The organism is Hyphomonas chukchiensis (genome assembly GCF_000682695.1).
GTDB lineage: Bacteria > Pseudomonadota > Alphaproteobacteria > Caulobacterales > Hyphomonadaceae > Hyphomonas > Hyphomonas chukchiensis.
The window spans coordinates 12,488-29,674 of sequence record NZ_AWFG01000041.1; the positions used below are offsets into that span (position 1 = coordinate 12,488).

At 61.8% G+C, this 17,187-nt stretch carries 18 protein-coding genes; 15 read left to right on the top strand and 3 right to left on the bottom strand.

All coding sequences use genetic code 11. The annotated features are described in order from the left end of the window. The first annotated feature begins 106 nt into the window (after window positions 1-106). A complete protein-coding gene (locus HY30_RS12645) occupies window positions 107-1,576 on the top strand; it encodes an AMP-binding protein (RefSeq protein WP_034741072.1) in 1,470 nt (489 codons plus the stop codon). 83 nt (window positions 1,577-1,659) lie between these two features. Continuing rightward, window positions 1,660-2,244 carry an exopolysaccharide biosynthesis protein gene (locus HY30_RS12650; RefSeq protein ID WP_051615449.1) on the top strand — a complete coding sequence of 195 codons (585 nt, stop codon included), beginning with the start codon at window positions 1,660-1,662 and terminating at the stop codon, window positions 2,242-2,244. Here HY30_RS12650 and HY30_RS12655 read toward each other — a convergent pair. Further along, window positions 2,241-3,392, bottom strand: a complete 1,152-nt coding sequence (locus HY30_RS12655; protein ID WP_034741077.1) for a hypothetical protein — start codon at window positions 3,390-3,392, stop codon at window positions 2,241-2,243. The two genes, HY30_RS12650 and HY30_RS12655, sit on opposite strands and share 4 nt — an antisense overlap. Window positions 3,393-3,597: 205 nt before the next feature. Between HY30_RS12655 and HY30_RS12660 the strand changes: the two genes are divergently transcribed. The 3 genes from HY30_RS12660 to HY30_RS12670 all read left to right on the top strand — a co-directional run bounded on the left by HY30_RS12660 (window position 3,598) and on the right by HY30_RS12670 (window position 6,050). Further along, window positions 3,598-4,488 (top strand): stearoyl-CoA 9-desaturase, encoded by an 891-nt coding sequence (locus HY30_RS12660; protein WP_034741080.1) that lies wholly within the window; start codon window positions 3,598-3,600, stop codon window positions 4,486-4,488. A gap of 170 nt (window positions 4,489-4,658) precedes the next feature. Continuing rightward, window positions 4,659-5,420 (top strand): vWA domain-containing protein, encoded by a 762-nt coding sequence (locus HY30_RS12665; RefSeq protein ID WP_034741083.1) that lies wholly within the window; start codon window positions 4,659-4,661, stop codon window positions 5,418-5,420. 153 nt (window positions 5,421-5,573) lie between these two features. Further along, entirely contained in the window at window positions 5,574-6,050 is a 477-nt protein-coding gene (locus HY30_RS12670; protein ID WP_206741474.1) for a GFA family protein, read from the top strand. Window positions 6,051-6,107: 57 nt separating this feature from the next. On the opposite strand, the gene HY30_RS12675 is transcribed toward HY30_RS12670, so the two are convergent. Further along, the gene (locus HY30_RS12675) at window positions 6,108-6,887 is read right to left on the bottom strand and encodes an SDR family NAD(P)-dependent oxidoreductase (RefSeq protein WP_034741086.1); all 780 of its coding nucleotides are present in this window, start codon (window positions 6,885-6,887) and stop codon (window positions 6,108-6,110) included. A gap of 65 nt (window positions 6,888-6,952) precedes the next feature. Here HY30_RS12675 and HY30_RS12680 point away from each other — a divergent pair, with 65 nt between their 5' ends. Together HY30_RS12680 and HY30_RS12685 are read left to right on the top strand one after the other, a co-directional pair. Further along, on the top strand, window positions 6,953-7,354 hold the full coding sequence (locus HY30_RS12680; protein WP_034741090.1) for a YkvA family protein: 402 nt from the start codon (window positions 6,953-6,955) through the stop codon (window positions 7,352-7,354). Window positions 7,355-7,360: 6 nt separating this feature from the next. Next, complete coding sequence (locus HY30_RS12685; protein ID WP_034741093.1) at window positions 7,361-8,008, top strand: lysoplasmalogenase; 648 nt, start codon at window positions 7,361-7,363, stop codon at window positions 8,006-8,008. Here HY30_RS12685 and HY30_RS12690 read toward each other — a convergent pair. Then, window positions 8,005-8,841: a TauD/TfdA dioxygenase family protein gene (locus HY30_RS12690; protein WP_034741095.1), complete on the bottom strand. Its 837-nt coding sequence runs from the start codon at window positions 8,839-8,841 to the stop codon at window positions 8,005-8,007. The two genes, HY30_RS12685 and HY30_RS12690, sit on opposite strands and share 4 nt — an antisense overlap. A 134-nt stretch (window positions 8,842-8,975) precedes the next feature. Between HY30_RS12690 and HY30_RS12695 the strand changes: the two genes are divergently transcribed. From HY30_RS12695 to HY30_RS12730, 8 genes are all read left to right on the top strand, one after another. Beyond that, window positions 8,976-10,139, top strand: coding sequence for a phosphoserine transaminase (locus tag HY30_RS12695; RefSeq protein ID WP_034741098.1), 1,164 nt, complete (start codon window positions 8,976-8,978; stop codon window positions 10,137-10,139). Window positions 10,140-10,276: 137 nt separating this feature from the next. Continuing rightward, the gene (gene serA, locus HY30_RS12700; RefSeq protein ID WP_034741102.1) at window positions 10,277-11,872 is read left to right on the top strand and encodes a phosphoglycerate dehydrogenase; all 1,596 of its coding nucleotides are present in this window, start codon (window positions 10,277-10,279) and stop codon (window positions 11,870-11,872) included. A gap of 98 nt (window positions 11,873-11,970) precedes the next feature. After that, entirely contained in the window at window positions 11,971-12,561 is a 591-nt protein-coding gene (locus tag HY30_RS12705; RefSeq protein WP_034741104.1) for a flavodoxin family protein, read from the top strand. Between the two features lie 70 nt (window positions 12,562-12,631). Then, the gene (locus HY30_RS12710; protein ID WP_034741107.1) at window positions 12,632-13,210 is read left to right on the top strand and encodes an acyloxyacyl hydrolase; all 579 of its coding nucleotides are present in this window, start codon (window positions 12,632-12,634) and stop codon (window positions 13,208-13,210) included. A gap of 87 nt (window positions 13,211-13,297) precedes the next feature. After that, on the top strand, window positions 13,298-14,767 hold the full coding sequence (locus HY30_RS12715; protein ID WP_034741110.1) for a flavin-containing monooxygenase: 1,470 nt from the start codon (window positions 13,298-13,300) through the stop codon (window positions 14,765-14,767). Window positions 14,768-14,856: 89 nt separating this feature from the next. Next, the gene (locus tag HY30_RS12720) at window positions 14,857-16,149 is read left to right on the top strand and encodes an adenylosuccinate synthase (RefSeq protein ID WP_034741113.1); all 1,293 of its coding nucleotides are present in this window, start codon (window positions 14,857-14,859) and stop codon (window positions 16,147-16,149) included. A gap of 79 nt (window positions 16,150-16,228) precedes the next feature. After that, complete coding sequence (locus HY30_RS12725; protein WP_034741115.1) at window positions 16,229-16,765, top strand: hypothetical protein; 537 nt, start codon at window positions 16,229-16,231, stop codon at window positions 16,763-16,765. 95 nt (window positions 16,766-16,860) lie between these two features. Continuing rightward, window positions 16,861-17,112, top strand: coding sequence for an HP1242/YdcH family protein (locus HY30_RS12730; protein WP_034741118.1), 252 nt, complete (start codon window positions 16,861-16,863; stop codon window positions 17,110-17,112). Window positions 17,113-17,187: the final 75 nt, after the last annotated feature.

Genomic DNA, 17,187 nt, shown 5'->3' on the forward strand with positions numbered 1-17,187 from the left:
AGGTTCCTGATGACGCCTCCGGACAGATGTGGCACGTTTGGCTCCAGCGAGGCTGGCGCACGATGCAGGCGCCTCCGATCAGAACGGCATTCAAGGCAGGAAACCCATGGCAATCATCTCCCTTTCACGCATCGTGGCGCACTGGGCCGCCATCCAGCCGGACCGGGCCGCGCTCGATCATCTAGGCGACACGCGCACCTGGGCCGAGCTTGAAGCCCGCACCAACCGGCTCGCGCGCGCCTATGAGGCGCTGGGCGTCAAACCGGATGATTTCGTCACGATTGCGCTGCCCAATGGCTGCGAGTTCATGGAATCCTGCATTGCCGTCTGGAAGGCGGGTGCGACCCCGCAGCCGATCTCGGCCAAGCTGCCCAAATTCGAGCGCGACCAGATCATCGAGCTGGGCCAGCCGACGCTGGTGGTCGGCGTTGAGGCGGGCGAATATGCGCCTGTGCCGTGCCTGACCAAGGGCTTCGAGCCGGATGCGTCCCTGTCGGACGCGCCGCTGCCGGAGCGGACGGCCAGTTCGATCAAGGCGATGACATCGGGCGGATCGACGGGCCGGCCCAAGCTGATCGTGTCCAAGATGCCGGCGGCCTGGGACCCGGAGATGGACTATCTCGAAATCCGGCAGCAGGGCACGATGCTGATTCCGGGACCGCTCTATCACAATGGGCCCTTCCTCTGGGCGTTCATTGCCCTGTTCAAGGGCTGCACCGTGGTCATCACCACCCGGTTTGACGCCGAACAGGTGCTGGAGCGCATCCAGACGACCGGCGTCGATATCGCCTATTTCGTGCCAACCATGATGCGCCGCATCTGGGCGCTGCCGGAAGAGGTGCGCAACAGCTATGACCTCTCCAGCCTGAAGACGATCTGGCACCTCGCGGCGCCATGCCCGGCCTGGCTGAAAGAGGCCTTCATCGAATGGCTGGGCCCGGAAGTGGTGTGGGAGCTTTACGGCGGCACGGAAGGGCAGGGGTCGACCACGATCCAAGGCACGGACTGGCTGAACCATCGCGGCTCGGTCGGCCGGCCCGTCGAGACCTGTGAAATGAAGATTGTCGGCGAAAATGGCGAAACGCTGCCGGCCGGTGAAGTTGGCGAGGTCTATATGCGGCCACTGGCCGGGCCGGGAACGACTTATGAATACCTTGGCGCGGAAGCCAAGATCATCGACGGCGGCTGGGAAAGCCTCGGCGATCTCGGCTGGATGGATGAAGATGGTTTCCTCTATCTGTCGGACCGCCTGTCGGACATGGTCCTCTCGGGCGGCGCCAATATCTATCCCGCTGAAGTGGAAGCGGCGCTGGACGCCTTTCCGGGTGTTCGCTCCTCCGCCGTGATCGGCCTGCCGGACGAGGATCTGGGCGCGCTGCTGCATGCGATTGTCGACTTCCCGGAGGGAGAGCCGGACGAAGCCGCGCTGATGGCGCATCTGGCCGAACGCCTTGTGCGCTACAAGATTCCGCGCTCGGTGGAATGGGTGCGTGAGCCATTGCGCGACGATGCGGGAAAGGTGCGGCGCAAGGCCCTGCGCGAGGCCCGGCTGGGCCAGTTGCAATCGGCAAATTAAGTATACCTGGCGCGATAGAGAAATTCTCTCTAAAGGCGAGAAATAAAAAGGAACGGTCTGCGTCATGAAGGCGTAGGAGGGGCATGGCCAATAATCATCCCCTCCAAAATGTTCTGAAGACAGCCGCGGACGAAGCCCCGGGGGACAAAGTCTCTTTCGGAGACCTCCTCGACCTTTGGGACGACCGCACGCTCGGACCGATCTTCACGATTCTGGGTCTTCTGATCGTGTTGCCGCCACTTGGCGCGATACCGGGCCTGCCCTTGGTGATCGGCATGGTTCTCGTGCTTTTTGGCTTCCAGATGATGGTTGGCAGCGCGCATGTCTGGGTACCGGATACGGTGGAAAACCTCTCGATTTCCAAGAAGAAGGTCCGCAAGGCGCACGAGAAGTCCAAGGGCATACTGCAGGAAATCGATTCCTTGATTACCGACAGGCTATCCTGGGCCGTCAGCCAGCCGGCGCGCCAGATTGCTGCAGGCGTGGTGATGATGCTGGGCCTGACATTGATTCCGCTGGAAATGGTGCCATTTGCGGTCGCCGTGCCCGGCCTGGCGATCACCATGATCGGACTGGCCATCTTTGCGCGTGATGGGCTGCTGATGCTGCTGGCGCTGGGCCTCAGCCTGGCGGCGTTTGGCGTGGTTGGCGTGGCGTTCCTGGCCTAGTCCGGCTGTGGCGCCTCATGGCGCCGCGTATAGAGGATCAGCAGGGCGACAAGGCCGATACTTGTGCCCTGGCTTGAGAAGAGTTCCAGCATGGCGGCGAAGAACCAGCTCGGAATGGACGCGCGGGCCTGTGTCTCGATCAGGATGTCGCCGCTGCCCTGGCCGAGCAGTTCTGCATTGGCCGCTTCGATCTTGGCCTGGAGGTCGTCGCGGCGGCGGGCGAGGCCCAGTTCGTTCTGGGCGTCGCGATAGGGTTTCTGCTCGGTGCGGCCGACGCGTTCGACTTCCGATATATAGGCTTCGAGGCCTTCGACGGACCGCGTTTCCGGGGGAATGCCGGAGAGCTGTACACGCCAGTCGGCCACTTGCTGTTCCAGAAGCGCCCGGTTCGATCCGGCGGTGGTCACCTCGGCCTGTGAGGCCTGATTATTGGCCGCAATGTACATTTGCGTGCCGAGGATGCTGGTGCCGGCGCCGGCAATGGCGAAGAGGAGGGCGCGGACGCCTTCCTTCATGCGCTTGTTGGCCGTGTGCCAGTAGAAGAAGGTGAAGCCGCCGAACGAGATGATCGAGGCGATAACGCCCGTCCAGCCCCAGATTCCGGCCTGCAGCGGGTCAGTCACCGAGCTGGAAAAGGCCTGGTAATTGGCAAAGCCCGAGAGGGCGGCCGCGCTGAGCCCTGCGCCAAGGAAGACAAGGGCGAGCAGGGTGATGATGAGGCGTTCGCCGAGGTTTCTGTGGGGTCGGGGAGAGTTGGCTTTTCGCCTATCGGCGGGTTTTCTGCGCGTCTTCCGTGGAGCTGCCGGGGTTACGGCATAGCGCTGAACATGACGTCCGCTGGCATACTCATCTCGCGGATCGACATCAGCTCTTGGCGGGATCGCCAAGGCTTTTGTTGTCTCTTCTCGATCCGGCAATTCGTTCAGCAATGCCCCCAGCTTGGGCAAACTTCCCTGCGTACCGCAATTGGCGCAATGGAAGGTCTGACGCTCGACATAGAGGGTGAGGCTATTATCGCCTGACTCGATACACTCCTCGGTGAGGGGACACTGGCACCTGATTTCTCCGTCGTCCTGACTGGCATCGTCGTCAATGCGCAACTTCTGGACAATTTCCTTTAGGAGAAGCTCGTCGCTTCTATCGCTCATGACCTGAGGTTCCCCGCATGTACCCGCTGGCCGTATTTATCCGAATCCGGCGCGCGGCGTCACCCCTTTGATCACAGGTCCGTTAGGGCTGACAATTTACACTCACCAGCGCTGGCGCGGGGTCTTAAGTATGTGTTAATTGGACCTGCCTGAGAATGGCTTGCAGAAAGCAGAATGGCCCGCCGGCCTATTGGAGACCACGCATATGATACCTCGTTCGCTGGCCATTCCGAAGACGTGGAAGACGTTCGATATTCCGAGCTTCTTCTCGGCCTTCGGTTATCCCGCTCTTGGCCTTGGCCTGTTCATCACGATGGTGGTGCTGGGCTTTGCGGTTAGCGAACTGGCCTTTCACTGGTGGTACCTGCCGCTGGCCTTTGGTGTGATCGCGTTCTCTGTCTTCATGTGCAATGCGGGGATTGGACCCTTGCACCGCATCCTGCAGCACCGGGCAGGGGAGCTGAAAGCACCGGCGCAGTTCCTGACCATGCTGAACCTTATTCTCGCCATGCAGGGCAATGTGAAGGACTGGGTGAACTATCACTCGCAACACCACCGCTTTGCCGATGGCCCGGGCGACCCGCACAACCCTTTCGAGTCCAAGCGCTGGGCCTGGGTCGGCTGGATCCTGTGGCGCGACAAGAAAGACACCGATCGTCCGATTGCCATGTGGCTGAAGGGCCAGCCGGTCATCGTGTGGATGGACCGTTTCTATAATGAGATCAGCCTTGTCGTGCACCTGTTCATCCCCGCGGCGATCTACCTGATCGTCTGGGCGAGCGGCGGATCGCTGGTGCTGACCGCGCTGATCCACGCAAGCGTCGTGATCGGCCGTGCCATCCAGTTCCATGCGACGGTCTATGGCATCAACGTGCTCGGCCACCTCAAGACACCGATATGGGCCGACCATCTGATGGCCCTGCTGACGGGCGGCGAAGCCTTCCACGATCACCATCATGATGCACCGATCAGCGCGTTGCACCGTCCGCGCAAGGGTGTGTGGAACCGGATCGTTGATTACAATGGCACGATCCTGCTCGCCTTCGAAAAGATCGGCTGGGTCAAGAACCTGAAGATTGCGCCGCAATTCGCCTGAGCCCTTCCGTGCCCGGCCCTTCTGTGAACGGCAGATGAACAAGCCCGCCCCTCAAAAGGCGGGCTTTTTCTTGGCATGGACGCAAGCTGGCCACAGGCGCGCCCTAATCTTCCGTAATGTTGTGTCTCACCAAGGCTGGGGAGCCGATGCAACAGGGAAGGGACGCCCCTATGAAATCCACACTCATCACACTTGCCATGACCGGTATCAGCCTCGCCATGGTTCTGCCCGCTGCCGCCAAGGCGCCGGCACCGAAACCTGCCGCTTCGGGCGAGTCGGTCCACTCCTATATCCTCCTTGACCGGACGGGCTCGATGAGCGGCATCTGGGACGAGGCGCTCGGATCGGTGAACGCCTATGCCAAGAGCGTCGGCGAGGCCGATGAAGGCGAGATCGAGGGCAAGGACATCAAGACCGCTGTTACGCTCGCCGTGTTCGACTATCAGGAATCCCTCCAGTTCGATGTGCTGCGCAAGGACGTGCCGGCCGAGAAATGGACCAATGTCACCAATGACGAAGCCAATCCGCGCGGCATGACCCCGCTGTTCGATGCCATCGGGCGCGTCGTCTCGCTGGCCGAAGCCGACAAGCCGGAAAAGGCCGTGATCGTGATCATGACCGACGGCTATGAAAACTCGTCGAAGGAAATCACCCGCGACGGCGCCAAGGCGGCGCTGGACCGGGCCAAGGCCAATGGTTGGGAAGTCGTCTTCCTCGGCGCCGAGTTTGCGAGCTTTGGCGATGCGGATGCGGTTGGCATGAGCGCCTCCAAGACCATGGCTGTCGGCCAGGGCCGCATGCAGGATTCGATGTCGGCCCTCGCCAAGAAGTCCCGCGCCTATGGCAAGGGCGAAGAGGCCGAAATCACCTTTGACGATGCTGACCGCGCCGCCGCCGACGAAGAAGGCGTCAAGCAGCGTAAAGGCCAGTAGGAACAGGTTCGGGGCAGTCACAGCTTCCCGTTCAGCTGCCCTGATGAGGAAAGCCCGCTCATGCCCGAGCGGGCTTTTTGATGTCCGGACACAGGCTTTTCCTGTTCATGTTTTGTGCTAGAATGACCGCCTCTTGCCGGGGGAGTGGAGCGCATGGACATGACGGGTGGGTGCAGCTGCGGCAGGGTGCGGTATCGCATGCGGGCCGCGCCGATGATCGTGCATTGCTGCCATTGCAGCTGGTGCCAGCGCGAAACGGGATCGGCCTTTGTCGTGAACGCACTTGTCGAGATGTCTGAAGTGGAATTGCTGGCGGAGGCGCCTGTCATCGTGGACACGCCGAGCCATAGCGGGCGCGGGCAGAGGATTGCGCGCTGCGCGGCGTGTCATGTGGCGGTGTGGAGCCATTACAGCACGGCCGGGGAACTCGCCGCCTTTGTGCGCGCAGGCACGTTGGACGATACGTGCGTGCTGGCGCCCGATGTGCACATCTTTACCGGATCGAAGCAGCCCTGGGTGGTGCTGGCCGACGGGAAGCCGGTCTTCGAGGACTATTATCCGAGCCCGGACGGGGTCTGGCGCGAGGATGCTCGTGTGCGTTGGCGGGCGCTGCTGGCGCAGGTGAAATGAAAAAGCCCGCCCGGATCGCTCCGGACGGGCCTTGTGTTCATTGCCGTGCCGGATGGCTCAGCGCGGGGCCATGCGGATGGCGCCGTCGAGGCGGACGTCTTCGCCGTTGAAATAGGCGTTGCGGCACATTTCAGTGGCCAGCGAGGCATATTCTTCCGGATTGCCGAGACGGGCAGGGTGCGGCACCTGGGCGCCGAGGGCTTGTTTCACGGGCTCTGGCGCAGCGGCCAGAAGCGGCGTGTTGAAGATGCCCGGCAGGATCGTGTTGACGCGAATGAACTCGCGGCTGAGGTCGCGGGCGATTGGCAGGGTCATGCCGACAACGCCGCCCTTGGAAGCGGAATAGGCCGCTTGGCCGATCTGGCCATCTTCAGCAGCGACCGAAGCGGTGTTGACGATTGCGCCGCGCTCGCCGTCGATCGGGTCGAGCGTCATCATGCCGGCGGCGGATTTCGCGATGCAGCGGAACGTGCCAACCAAGTTGATCTGGATGATCATGTTGAACTTGTCGAGCGGGAAGTGGCTCACTTCGCCGGTGTTCTTGTCGCGGCTGGCGGTCTTGATGGCGTTGCCGGTGCCGGCGCAGTTGATCAGGATGCGCTCCTGGCCGATGGCGGCGCGCGATTTTTCGAAACCGGCATCGACCGAAGCATCGTCGGTGACGTTGACATTGCAGAAGACGCCGCCAAGCTCTTTGGCAAGGGCTTCGCCTTTTTCAGCGTTGAGGTCGAACAGGGCAACCTTGACGCCATAGGAGGCGAGTTTCCTGGCGGTTGCGGCGCCGAGGCCGGATGCGCCACCTGTAATGACGGCGGAAATGGATGAGTCGAGTTTCATGGGGCACTGCCCTCCCTGGTTTTCGTCGGAACGGGATGTGTCTATAATGGTCTGAGGAGGACGCAATGACTGACGCAGCGGAAATTATAAATACCGTAAGGGGCCGTAACGGCACTTATCTGCCGAAGACCATCGAGCGGAATGAGCGTCTCGCACGCGGCGTGCTGCCCAAGGTGATGCGCGTTCTCAGCCGTGTGCCTTTCGCCGACGACCTGCTGGCAGCCTATTATGCCGCGCGCGACCCCCTCACGCCCGTGAAGGCGAAAGCCATCCTGTTTGCGGCTGTGGCCTATTTCGTGATGCCCGCCGATGCGCTGCCCGATGTGATCGTGGGCCTCGGCTTTACCGATGACGCGACCGTGCTGGCGACAGCGCTGAGCGTGGTGGGCATGTATGTGAAGGAAAGCCACCGCAAGGCGGCGCGGCGCGTGCTGCGTCTGCCGGAGCCGATCAAGCAGGCCGATTAGGTCCGCATGACGGGGGGCGATATCTCGTTCTACGGCGCAATGGCGCTTGGCGCGCTTTATGGCGTGGGCTTCTGCTATCGTGAGAAGGGCCTCGCAGGTCTTGTGATCAAGACCGGGTCGACGGCCCTGCTGGCGCTGTGGGCCTTTCTGGCAGGTGGACCGCTGCTGCTGGTGGCGGCGCTGGGCTTTTCTTCGCTGGGCGACCTGTTCCTGGCGCTGAAGGGCGAGTCCTGGCTGAAGCCGGGCATGGCGGCCTTCTTCTTTGCGCATGTGGCCTATGTGGCGCTGTTCTGGGGACTGGGGGCCGAGGAGCGGACGCTGCTCGTGCTGGCAGCACAGATTGTGCTCGTGTTTGCCGGGGCGGCGTTCCTGCGCTGGCTGTCGCCATGGCTGGGCGAAATGCGCATCCCCGTCTTTGCCTATACAGCTGTGATCCTGATGATGGGGGCTGCCGCGCTGAACCTGCCGCCGATGCTGTGGCCGGTGACGCTCGGTGCGCTGATGTTCATCGCCTCGGATGTAATCCTGTCGCTGCAGCTGTTCAAAAAGCCGACGGATGTGCCTGCGGGCACGCTGTCATCGCTGGCGGTGTGGTGTCTCTATTTTGGCGGACAGGCGTTGATCGCCTGGGGGCTGCTGGCGATGCTCGCCTAGCACGGCCTGTCGCCGTCGACCGTGGCGCGGCGCATGTGGCGGCGGTGGCCGTGATAGTCGTTGAGGGCATAGTGCCAGACGCAGCGATTGTCCCACATGGTGACGTCGCCTGCCTGCCATTGGACGCGGCAGGTGTTGCGCTCTTCCTTTGACACGTCGAACAGGTAGTTCAGCAGGGGACGGCTTTCCTTGCGGCTCCAGCCGGCAAAGCGCAGCGTGAAGGCGGGGTTGATGAAGAGGCCCTTGCGGCCGGTTTCCGGGTGGGTCCGGATGACGGGGTGTTCGTATTCGGGGGCTTCCGGGGCCGCTTTGGCGTCCATCGACTGGCGCACGGCGGCGGAATAGCCATCAGCGCCGTATTCCTTGCTGGCGGTATGGATCGCGGTCATGGTGCCAAGTGTCTTCTGCAGGCCGGGGGAGAGGCGGTCATAGGCCGCCTGCTGGTCGGCGAAGAGCGTATCGCCGCCATAGGGCGGGACTTCGATCGCGTGCAGGATCGAGCCGAGGGCGGGCTCTTCAAGGAAGCTCATGTCGGAATGCCAGCCGCCGCCGAAATTGGTCTTTTCCTCCGGCTCCTTGATGATCTCCAGGAGTTCCGGATGACCGTGCATGCCCTTGACGTAGGGGTGGATGTTGAGCGTGCCGAAGCGGCGGGCAAAGGCCTTTTGCCGCTCAGGGGTCAGCCCGTTCTGGCCGCGCAGGACGATGACCTTGTGGTCGAGAAAGGCCTGATGGATCGCGTCGAAATCGGCATTTGAAAGGTCAGATGTCAGATCTGCGCCGTGGATGACGGCGCCGAGTGTGCCGGTAAGAGGCTGGATGGTGAGGGTCATGCGGCAAATGAACCACCGTCCCGGGACCTATGCAAGAATGTCATTTGCAAGCCCCCATCAAATATGCGACTGACGCGGCGGGCCACATGCCCCCAACGGCATGCAGCCTATCTGTGAGGATAGGAGTAAAACAGATGACGACGACCGCCAAACCCGGCGTGCTTCCAGCATGCCCGCATTTTTCTTCCGGCCCGACTGCCAAGCGTCCCGGATTTTCCCTCGAAAAACTCGAAACTGCCGTCCTTGGCCGCTCGCACCGCTCCGGTGATGCGAAGAAGAAGCTGAAGGCCGCGATCGACCGTTCCAAGGCGCTGCTTGGCATTCCTGACGATTACCGCGTGGCCATCGTGCCGGCCTCCGATACGGGCGCTGTCGAGATGTGCATGTGGTCCATGCTTGGTGCCAAGCCTGTCGATGTGTTCGCATGGGAAAGCTTTGGCCAGGACTGGGTGACGGATGCGACGAAGCAACTGAAGCTGCCTGACTGCAAGACATATGGCGCCGACTATGGCGCGCTGCCTGACTTCACCCAGGCGCGCGACGATGCCGACATCATCTTCACTTGGAACGGCACGACGTCCGGTGTGCGCGTGCCGAACGCCGACTGGATCAAGCCGAACCCTGACCGCGTCGTGATCTGCGATGCGACGTCTGCTGCCTTCGCGCAGGACATTGAATGGGCGAAGCTCGATGTCGTGACCTATAGCTGGCAGAAATGCCTTGGCGGGGAAGCTGCGCACGGCATGCTGGTGCTCAGCCCGCGCGCTGTTGCCCGCCTTGAAAGCTACACGCCTGACCGCGCCCTGCCGAAACTCTTCCGCATGACCAAGGGTGGCAATCTGGACGAAGCGCTATTTGAAGGCGCGACGATCAACACGCCGTCCATGCTGTGCGTGGAAGACTTCCTGCAGGCGCTCGACTGGTGTGAAAGCCTTGGCGGCTGGAAGGCCCTTGAAGCCCGCTCGAACGAGAGCCTCGGCCACCTCACGGATTGGGTCGCCAAGACCGACTGGGTCGATTTCCTCTGCCCTGACGCATCCGTGCGTTCGAATACCGGCGTGACGTTCAAGATCGTCGATCCGCGCGTTGCAGGACTCGACGAGGACGGCCAGCGCGATTTCGTCAAGCGCATGATGAAGCGCCTCGAAAAGGAAAACGCCTGCTTCGACGCTGCCGGTTATGCCAAGGCCCCTCCGGGACTGCGCATCTGGTGCGGCGGCTCGGTTGAGCCGTCGAACGTGGCTGCGCTGACGCCCTGGCTCGACTGGGCCTTCGCGGAAGAAGCCGCGAGCCTCTAGCCGCTTTCTCCCGCGCCCTCGTCCTTCGACTGTGTTCGGGACGAGGGCGCACGGAAACTCCCCCACAAGCAGGCTCATCCTCAGCAACGTCCAAGGAGAGCCGGGCCACGCGCCCCGAATTCACAAAGAGAACCAAGATGCCAAAAGTCCTTATCGGAGATACGCTCTCCCCCGCCGCCGTTGAAATCTTTCATGCACGCGGCATCGAAACGGTCACCAAGACCGGCCTCAACACGGAACAGCTGATTGCTGAAATTCCTGAATATGACGGCCTCGTCGTCCGTTCGGCCTGCAAGCCGAACGCGGATGTCATGGCCGCCGCCACGAACCTGAAAGTCATCGGCCGGGCCGGTATCGGCGTCGACAATATCGACATCAAGGCGGCGACCGCCAAGGGTGTCGTGGTGATGAACACGCCGTTTGGCAACGCGATCACGACGGCCGAACATGCCATCGCCATGATGTTTGCGGCTGCCCGCCAGATCCCCGCGGCCAATGCCGAGACACAGGAAGGCAAATGGCCGAAGTCCGGCTATATGGGCATCGAGGTCAGCTACAAGACGCTTGGCCTGATCGGTTGCGGCAATATCGGCAGCCGTGTCGCCGAGCGCGCTATTGGCCTGAAGATGAAAGTGGTCGCCTATGACCCGTTCCTGACGGACGAACGCGCCGTTGAACTCGGTGTCGAGAAGGTGGAACTGGAAGAACTGCTGAAACGCGCCGACGTGATCACGCTGCACGTTCCGCTGACGGACCAGACCCGCAATGTTCTTTCGCGCGAGAACCTGGCCAAGACCAAGAAAGGCCTCATCATCGTCAACTGTGCCCGTGGCGGCCTGGTCGACGAAGAGGCTGTCGCAGAGATGCTGGAAAGCGGTCATCTCGCTGGCGCGGCCTTCGACGTGTTTGCGGTCGAGCCTGCCAAGGAGAACGTCCTCTTCGGCAAGAAGAACTTCATTGCAACGCCGCACCTTGGCGCAGCGACGAACGAAGCGCAGGAAAACGTGGCGCTTCAGGTGGCCGAGCAGATGTCGGACTATCTCCTGTCCGGCGCTGTGACGAATGCCCTCAACATGCCGTCGATCACGGCGGAAGAAGCCCCGCGCATCAAGCCGTTCGCAGGCCTTGCCGAGAAGCTCGGCTCGTTTGCGGGTCAGATCTCGGACTTCGGCTATGATGAAGTCGTCATCGAGTATGAGGGCGAGGTCGCTGACCTTAACCGCAAGCCACTGACGGCGGCTTTGCTGGCCGGCCTGCTGCGCGCCTCGCGCGGCGATGTGAACATGGTGTCGGCGCCGGCGATCCTCGCCGATAGCGGCGTCAAGCTGACCGAGACGAAGACCGAGGCGAGCCCTGTCTATGACAGCCTGATCCGCGTCAAGGTGAAGACCAAGGCCACGAAGAACGCGACCGAAGGCGGCTGGCGCACGCTGGCGGGCACGGTCATCGCCGGCCAGCCACGCATCGTCGAGATCAAGGGCATGGCGCTCGAAGGCGATTTCTCGCCGGTCACGCTCTATGTGAACAACCTCGACAAACCGGGCTTTATCGGTGCCCTCGGCCAGATGCTGGGCGAGGCGAAGGTCAATATCGCGACCTTCCACCTCGGCCGTACGGAAGCGGGCGGCGAGGCGATTGCGCTGATCGGCATCGACTCGGTGCCGGCGGATGCCCTGATGGACAAGCTCGAGAAGCTGCCGCAGGTCCGCTATGCGAAAGTGCTGACCTTCTAAGCCGTCACGGCCTGAATAAAACTTATGCAAACAGGGCGGGCTGCTGACAAGGTGGCCCGCCCTTACGTACCGGGCTCCAGACAAGACAGGAGCCTCTCATGGCAAAAATCGCTATCGTTTATCATTCCGGCTATGGCCACACGGCCAAGGTCGCTGAACATGTCCGCATCGGCGCTGCACGTGCAGAAGGCGCCGAGGTTACCCTCTACAAGGCCGATGACCTGACCAGCCCTGACGCTGGCCCGTGGGACGAACTGGCCGCCGCCGACGCCATCATCTTCGGCGCGCCGACCTATATGGGCTCGGCCTCAGCCGTGTTTAAGCAGTTCCAGGATGCGACGTCCAAGCCGTGGTTCAGCCACGCCTGGAAGGATAAGATCGCTGCCGGCTTTACCAATTCCGGCAACCTTTACGGCGACAAGAGCACCACGCTGCTGCAAATGGCGACGCTTGCCGCGCAGCATGGGATGATCTGGGTCGGCACCGGCATGATGCCCGGCTACAATGCCTCCACCAAGGATATCAACGCCGTGCACAACCGCGCCAGCTTTACGATAGGGCTCGGCACTCAATCCCTGACCGATAAACCGGCAGAAGAGACACCCGACCGTTTCGACCTCGAAACAGCCGAGATGTTTGGTGGGCGCGTCGCAGAAGCCACACTTCGCTGGGTGCGCGGCAAAGCCTGACGGAACCGTCTTGACGGGGCGGTGTTTAGGCCCTTGGTCAGGTCACAAAACTGTAATGGGGTTATCATTGATGCACCGCGCTGTTCTCAGCCTAACGGCCGTGCTTGCAATTGCAGGCACGGCTTCCGCCGATATCCTGGATGAAGTGCGCTTCGGCGTCATGCAGGAGAATATCTGTGTGCTCGACTGCGACAATGCCAACAAGGAACCGGGCCAGAGCCTGACCGGCGAGCTTCTGTTCAAGTCGCCTGATGTGCTTGATCTCATCTGGAGCCCAAGGCCCTATGTGATGGGTAGCGTCAACCTGAACGGCGACACGAGTTTCGGCGGCTTCGGCCTGCACTGGTCTTTCCCGTTTTCCGAGCGCTGGGCGTTCGAGCCGAGCGTCGGCTATGTCATCCACGATGGCGAACTGGAAAGCCCGTTCCCGCAGGGTGATCCGCGCGGCGACGCCTTTACCGAGGATCATGTCCTGCTTGGATCACGTGACCTTTTCCGCACCACGTTCGGCCTGAAATATAAAGTGGACGAGACCTGGGGCGTGGAAGTCCTGTACGAGCATCTCAGCCACGGCCAGATCCTCGGTAATGGACGTAACCAGGGCCTCGACAATGTCGGCGTCCGCGTGAGTTACGCGCTGGGGAACTAGGTTCGTGCGCCGCTTGGCGTAGCGATACCCCTTGCGCTCAAACCTGTTCCTGCCACTCTCTCCTGAAAATACAATCAGGAGGAAGTGATGCCGGACAAGCATGTCGTTGTGATCGGTGCCGGGCTCGGTGGCCTGACAGCCGCCATCAAGCTGCAGGAAGCAGGCTATGGTTTCACGCTGCTGGAGCAGGGGGACCGTGTGGGCGGCACCTGGGCGGCGAATACCTATCCGGGCTGTGCCTGCGATGTTCAGGTGGCGCTCTATCAGCTCTCCTTTGCGCAATCGATGCACTGGACGCGCCTTTACCCTCAGCAGGCCGAGATCCAGGCCTATGCCGAGGAAGTCACTGACCGGTTCCAGCTGCGCCCGCACCTTCACCTGAATGAAGGCGCGACATCGGCGGTCTGGAACGCGGACACGAAAAAATGGACGGTGACGACGGTCAAGGGCCGCACCATCGAGGCGGATGCCGTGATCGGTGCGCTTGGGCAGCTGAACCGTCCCTTCTGGCCTGACATTCCGGGCATGGATACTTTTGCCGGGGCGAAGATGCACTCGGCCGGCTGGGATCATTCGGTGGATTTCAAAGGCAAGCGCGTCGGCGTGGTCGGTTCGGCGGCGAGCGCGGTGCAGCTCATCCCGCAGGTCGCCATGGAAGCGGCCAATGTAGGTGTGTTCCAGCGCTCGGCCAATTGGGTCGTGCCGCGCAATGACCGCGAGATCCCGCCGGAGGAGCTGGCGCTGATGTTCACCGTGCCTGAAAAGGCGATGGAATTTGCCGAGATCAACCGGCGCATCATTTATGAGAATGCCGACTATTTCTTCTGGCAGGCTTTCCAGTGGACGCCTGAAGGCCGTGCCTTCTTTACGCGGCAGGCAACGGACCACCTGAATGCGCAGGTTCCCGATGCGGAATTGCGCAAGAAGCTGACGCCGGATTATCCGGTCGGCTGCCGCCGCATCCTGATTGCCGACGATTTCTATCCCGCCCTGATGCGCGACAATGTCGACCTGATCACGGACGGCATTGCCGAAATCGTGCCGGAAGGCATCCGCACCAAGGATGGCACGCTCCACGAATATGACATTCTTGTCTTCGCGACGGGCTTTGAGACGACCGGCTGGCACTGGTCGGTCGATGTGGTCGGGCAGGATGGCATCACGATCGAAGAGGCCTGGGAGGACGGTCCGGAAGCCTATCTCGGCATCACAGTGGCTGATTTCCCGAATTTCTTCGTGCTCTACGGCCCGAACACCAATCTCGGGCACAATTCCATTACGTTCATGCTGGAGCGGCAGGTCGAGTACACGATCAAGGCGCTGGCCAAGATGAACGAGAGCGGCGTGACGGCCATGGCGCCCAAACGTGCCGCGCAGGACCGGTTCAACAAGGACATCCAGGCGCGTCTCGGCACCACTGTCTGGGCCGATCCGGCCTGTAACAGCTGGTACAAGACCGATGATGGCCGCATCACCCAGAACTGGGCTGACCATACGCGCGCCTATGCCGAGGCCGTCGCCGAAGTGGACCTGAAGGACTATGAACTCGTGAAGTAGCGGCAAAAGGCCCGAAAGCGGCATCTGCCCCCTTGCTTTTCGGGGCAGATTCCTGCCCTTGTCGCGGCGGCTGAACACGGGAGCAGTATATGTCAGGTGTCGTCGTCGTAGGCGCCCAATGGGGCGATGAAGGCAAGGGCAAGATCGTCGACTGGCTGTCGAGCCGGGCCGATGTGGTCGTGCGGTTTCAGGGCGGGCACAATGCCGGCCACACGCTCGTCATTGACGGCAAGGTCTTCAAGCTGGCGCTGCTGCCCTCGGGCCTTGTGCGCGGCGGAAAGCTGTCTGTCATCGGCAATGGCGTCGTGGTCGATCCGTGGCACATGCTGACGGAGATTGAAGGCATCCGCGCCCAAGGCGTTGAAGTGACGCCCGACAACCTGATCCTCGCTGACAATGCCTCGCTGATCCTGCCCTGGCACAAGGATATTGATGCTGCGCGGGAAGGGGCCCTCGGCGCCGCCCAGATCGGCACCACCAAGCGCGGCATTGGCCCGGCCTATGAAGACCGCGTGGGCCGCCGTGCCATTCGCGTGGCGGATCTCGCTGACCCCGCTGCCCTCGACATGAAGATCGAACGCCTGCTGGCCCACCATCGCCCGCTGCGGACCGGCCTCGACCTGCCCGAGCCCGATGGCGCGCAGCTGAAGGCAGACCTGCTGGCGATTGCGCCGCAAATCCTCGCCTATGCGCAGCCTGTCTGGAAAGTGCTGGACGAGCAGGTCCGGCGTGGCCGCCGCATCCTGTTCGAAGGCGCGCAGGGCGTGATGCTTGATGTCGATCACGGGACATACCCGTTCGTGACCTCGTCCAACGTTGTGGCCGGCAATGCTTCGGCAGGCTCGGGCGTGGGTCCGGGCGCGATTTCCTATGTGCTCGGCCTGGCCAAGGCCTATACGACACGCGTGGGCGCAGGCCCGTTCCCGACGGAACTGAATGACGAGATTGGCGAGCGGCTTGGCCGGATCGGCAAGGAAGTCGGCGTGAACACGGGCCGCGCGCGGCGTTGCGGCTGGTTTGACAGTGTCATGGTGCGCCAGGCCTGCGCGACGAGCGGCGTGACGGGCCTTGCCCTCACCAAGCTCGACGTGCTCGACGGCTTTGACGAGATCAAGGTCTGCGTGGCCTACAAGCTGAACGGCAAGATAATCGACCATTACCCGGCCGGCCTCACCGATCAGGCTGCAGTCGAGCCTGTCTATGAGACGATGGAAGGCTGGAAGGGTTCGACCGCCGGGGCGCGCTCCTGGGCGGACCTGCCGGCGGAAGCGGTAAAATATGTCCGCCGCCTTGAGGAGCTCGTCGGCAAGCCCTGCGCCCTCGTCTCGACATCGCCTGAGCGTGAAGACGTGATCCTGATGCGCGACCCGTTCGAGGGCTGAGGCCAGCATATTCCTGTATTGCTTTGTCGCCCCTGCGGGGGTTAGCTTCAGCTGTGGAACGTGTGCGGGGACGGGTTGGATGACGCGCTTGAAAGTCCTTTTGGCAAGTGTGCTGTGCGCCGTGGCGGCAGCCTGCGCCTTCGGTTCCTACACGCCGCTTATCCCGCCCGAGGATGTTGTGCTGCCCCTGGGCAGGGCGGAAGTTGCAGGCGCCTATGTCCAGAGCAGCGAGGATCCCACGCGCTGGGACCCGTCGACAGACAATGGCATTGCCGAGGAATATGACCTTCGCCAGGAAGGCTATGGCTATTGGCTGGATGAAGACGTCTGGCTTGTTTTCGGCAGGATGCACGGCAGGGAAGACGAATACATAATGCAGATCGCGACGCCGGAAGACAGCGTCGAGGGTGGCTATGTCTACAATTACGCCATGGGCAAGCTGGTCGGGGATCGCCTGTTCGTGAAATTTCCCGATTGCGATGATCTGTCCATCGACTCCATGAATGCACTTGAACTCGATAGTGAGTGCGCGCTGACCAGCTATGACGGCCTCAAGCGTGTGTTTGCCGAAACGGAAAGTAGCTCTGCCTATACGACCTATTACCAGCTGCGGTAGGCGCGCAGTGTATACGCAGACTCCCTGAGTGACGCCGGCCTCCCCATCTGAAGGAATAGGGGCTGTTGAAACCCTGTCATGTGAAGGAGATCGCCATGTCTCATACCCCGCACGAACTCGCAGAAGAGTTTCCGGAATACGTTGAGAACATCCACACGCTGAAGGTGTCCAATCCGCACTTCGCGCGCCTCGCCGAGGAATATCATGAGGTGAACCGTCATATTCACCGGCATGAAAGCGGCGTGGAGCCGGCCAGCGAGACGCATGAGACCGAGTTGCGCAAGCGGCGGCTGGTTCTGAAGGATGAAATCTACACCATTCTGAAGGACGAGGATGCGTCGGCCTGATTTCTGTCCATCATTTTAGGAAGTCCCGCCGGAACGGCGAGAGGGCTTGAGCGGTTGATCTGCATATTCAAGCAG

Coding starts and splice junctions, on each gene's coding strand:
- HY30_RS12645 (WP_034741072.1), top strand. CDS start 107: ATGGCAATCATCTCCCTTTCACGCATCGTGGCGCACTGGGCCGCCATC.
- HY30_RS12650 (WP_051615449.1), top strand. CDS start 1,660: ATGGCCAATAATCATCCCCTCCAAAATGTTCTGAAGACAGCCGCGGAC.
- HY30_RS12655 (WP_034741077.1), bottom strand. CDS start 3,392: ATGAGCGATAGAAGCGACGAGCTTCTCCTAAAGGAAATTGTCCAGAAG.
- HY30_RS12660 (WP_034741080.1), top strand. CDS start 3,598: ATGATACCTCGTTCGCTGGCCATTCCGAAGACGTGGAAGACGTTCGAT.
- HY30_RS12665 (WP_034741083.1), top strand. CDS start 4,659: ATGAAATCCACACTCATCACACTTGCCATGACCGGTATCAGCCTCGCC.
- HY30_RS12670 (WP_206741474.1), top strand. CDS start 5,574: ATGGACATGACGGGTGGGTGCAGCTGCGGCAGGGTGCGGTATCGCATG.
- HY30_RS12675 (WP_034741086.1), bottom strand. CDS start 6,887: ATGAAACTCGACTCATCCATTTCCGCCGTCATTACAGGTGGCGCATCC.
- HY30_RS12680 (WP_034741090.1), top strand. CDS start 6,953: ATGACTGACGCAGCGGAAATTATAAATACCGTAAGGGGCCGTAACGGC.
- HY30_RS12685 (WP_034741093.1), top strand. CDS start 7,361: ATGACGGGGGGCGATATCTCGTTCTACGGCGCAATGGCGCTTGGCGCG.
- HY30_RS12690 (WP_034741095.1), bottom strand. CDS start 8,841: ATGACCCTCACCATCCAGCCTCTTACCGGCACACTCGGCGCCGTCATC.
- HY30_RS12695 (WP_034741098.1), top strand. CDS start 8,976: ATGACGACGACCGCCAAACCCGGCGTGCTTCCAGCATGCCCGCATTTT.
- serA (WP_034741102.1), top strand. CDS start 10,277: ATGCCAAAAGTCCTTATCGGAGATACGCTCTCCCCCGCCGCCGTTGAA.
- HY30_RS12705 (WP_034741104.1), top strand. CDS start 11,971: ATGGCAAAAATCGCTATCGTTTATCATTCCGGCTATGGCCACACGGCC.
- HY30_RS12710 (WP_034741107.1), top strand. CDS start 12,632: ATGCACCGCGCTGTTCTCAGCCTAACGGCCGTGCTTGCAATTGCAGGC.
- HY30_RS12715 (WP_034741110.1), top strand. CDS start 13,298: ATGCCGGACAAGCATGTCGTTGTGATCGGTGCCGGGCTCGGTGGCCTG.
- HY30_RS12720 (WP_034741113.1), top strand. CDS start 14,857: ATGTCAGGTGTCGTCGTCGTAGGCGCCCAATGGGGCGATGAAGGCAAG.
- HY30_RS12725 (WP_034741115.1), top strand. CDS start 16,229: ATGACGCGCTTGAAAGTCCTTTTGGCAAGTGTGCTGTGCGCCGTGGCG.
- HY30_RS12730 (WP_034741118.1), top strand. CDS start 16,861: ATGTCTCATACCCCGCACGAACTCGCAGAAGAGTTTCCGGAATACGTT.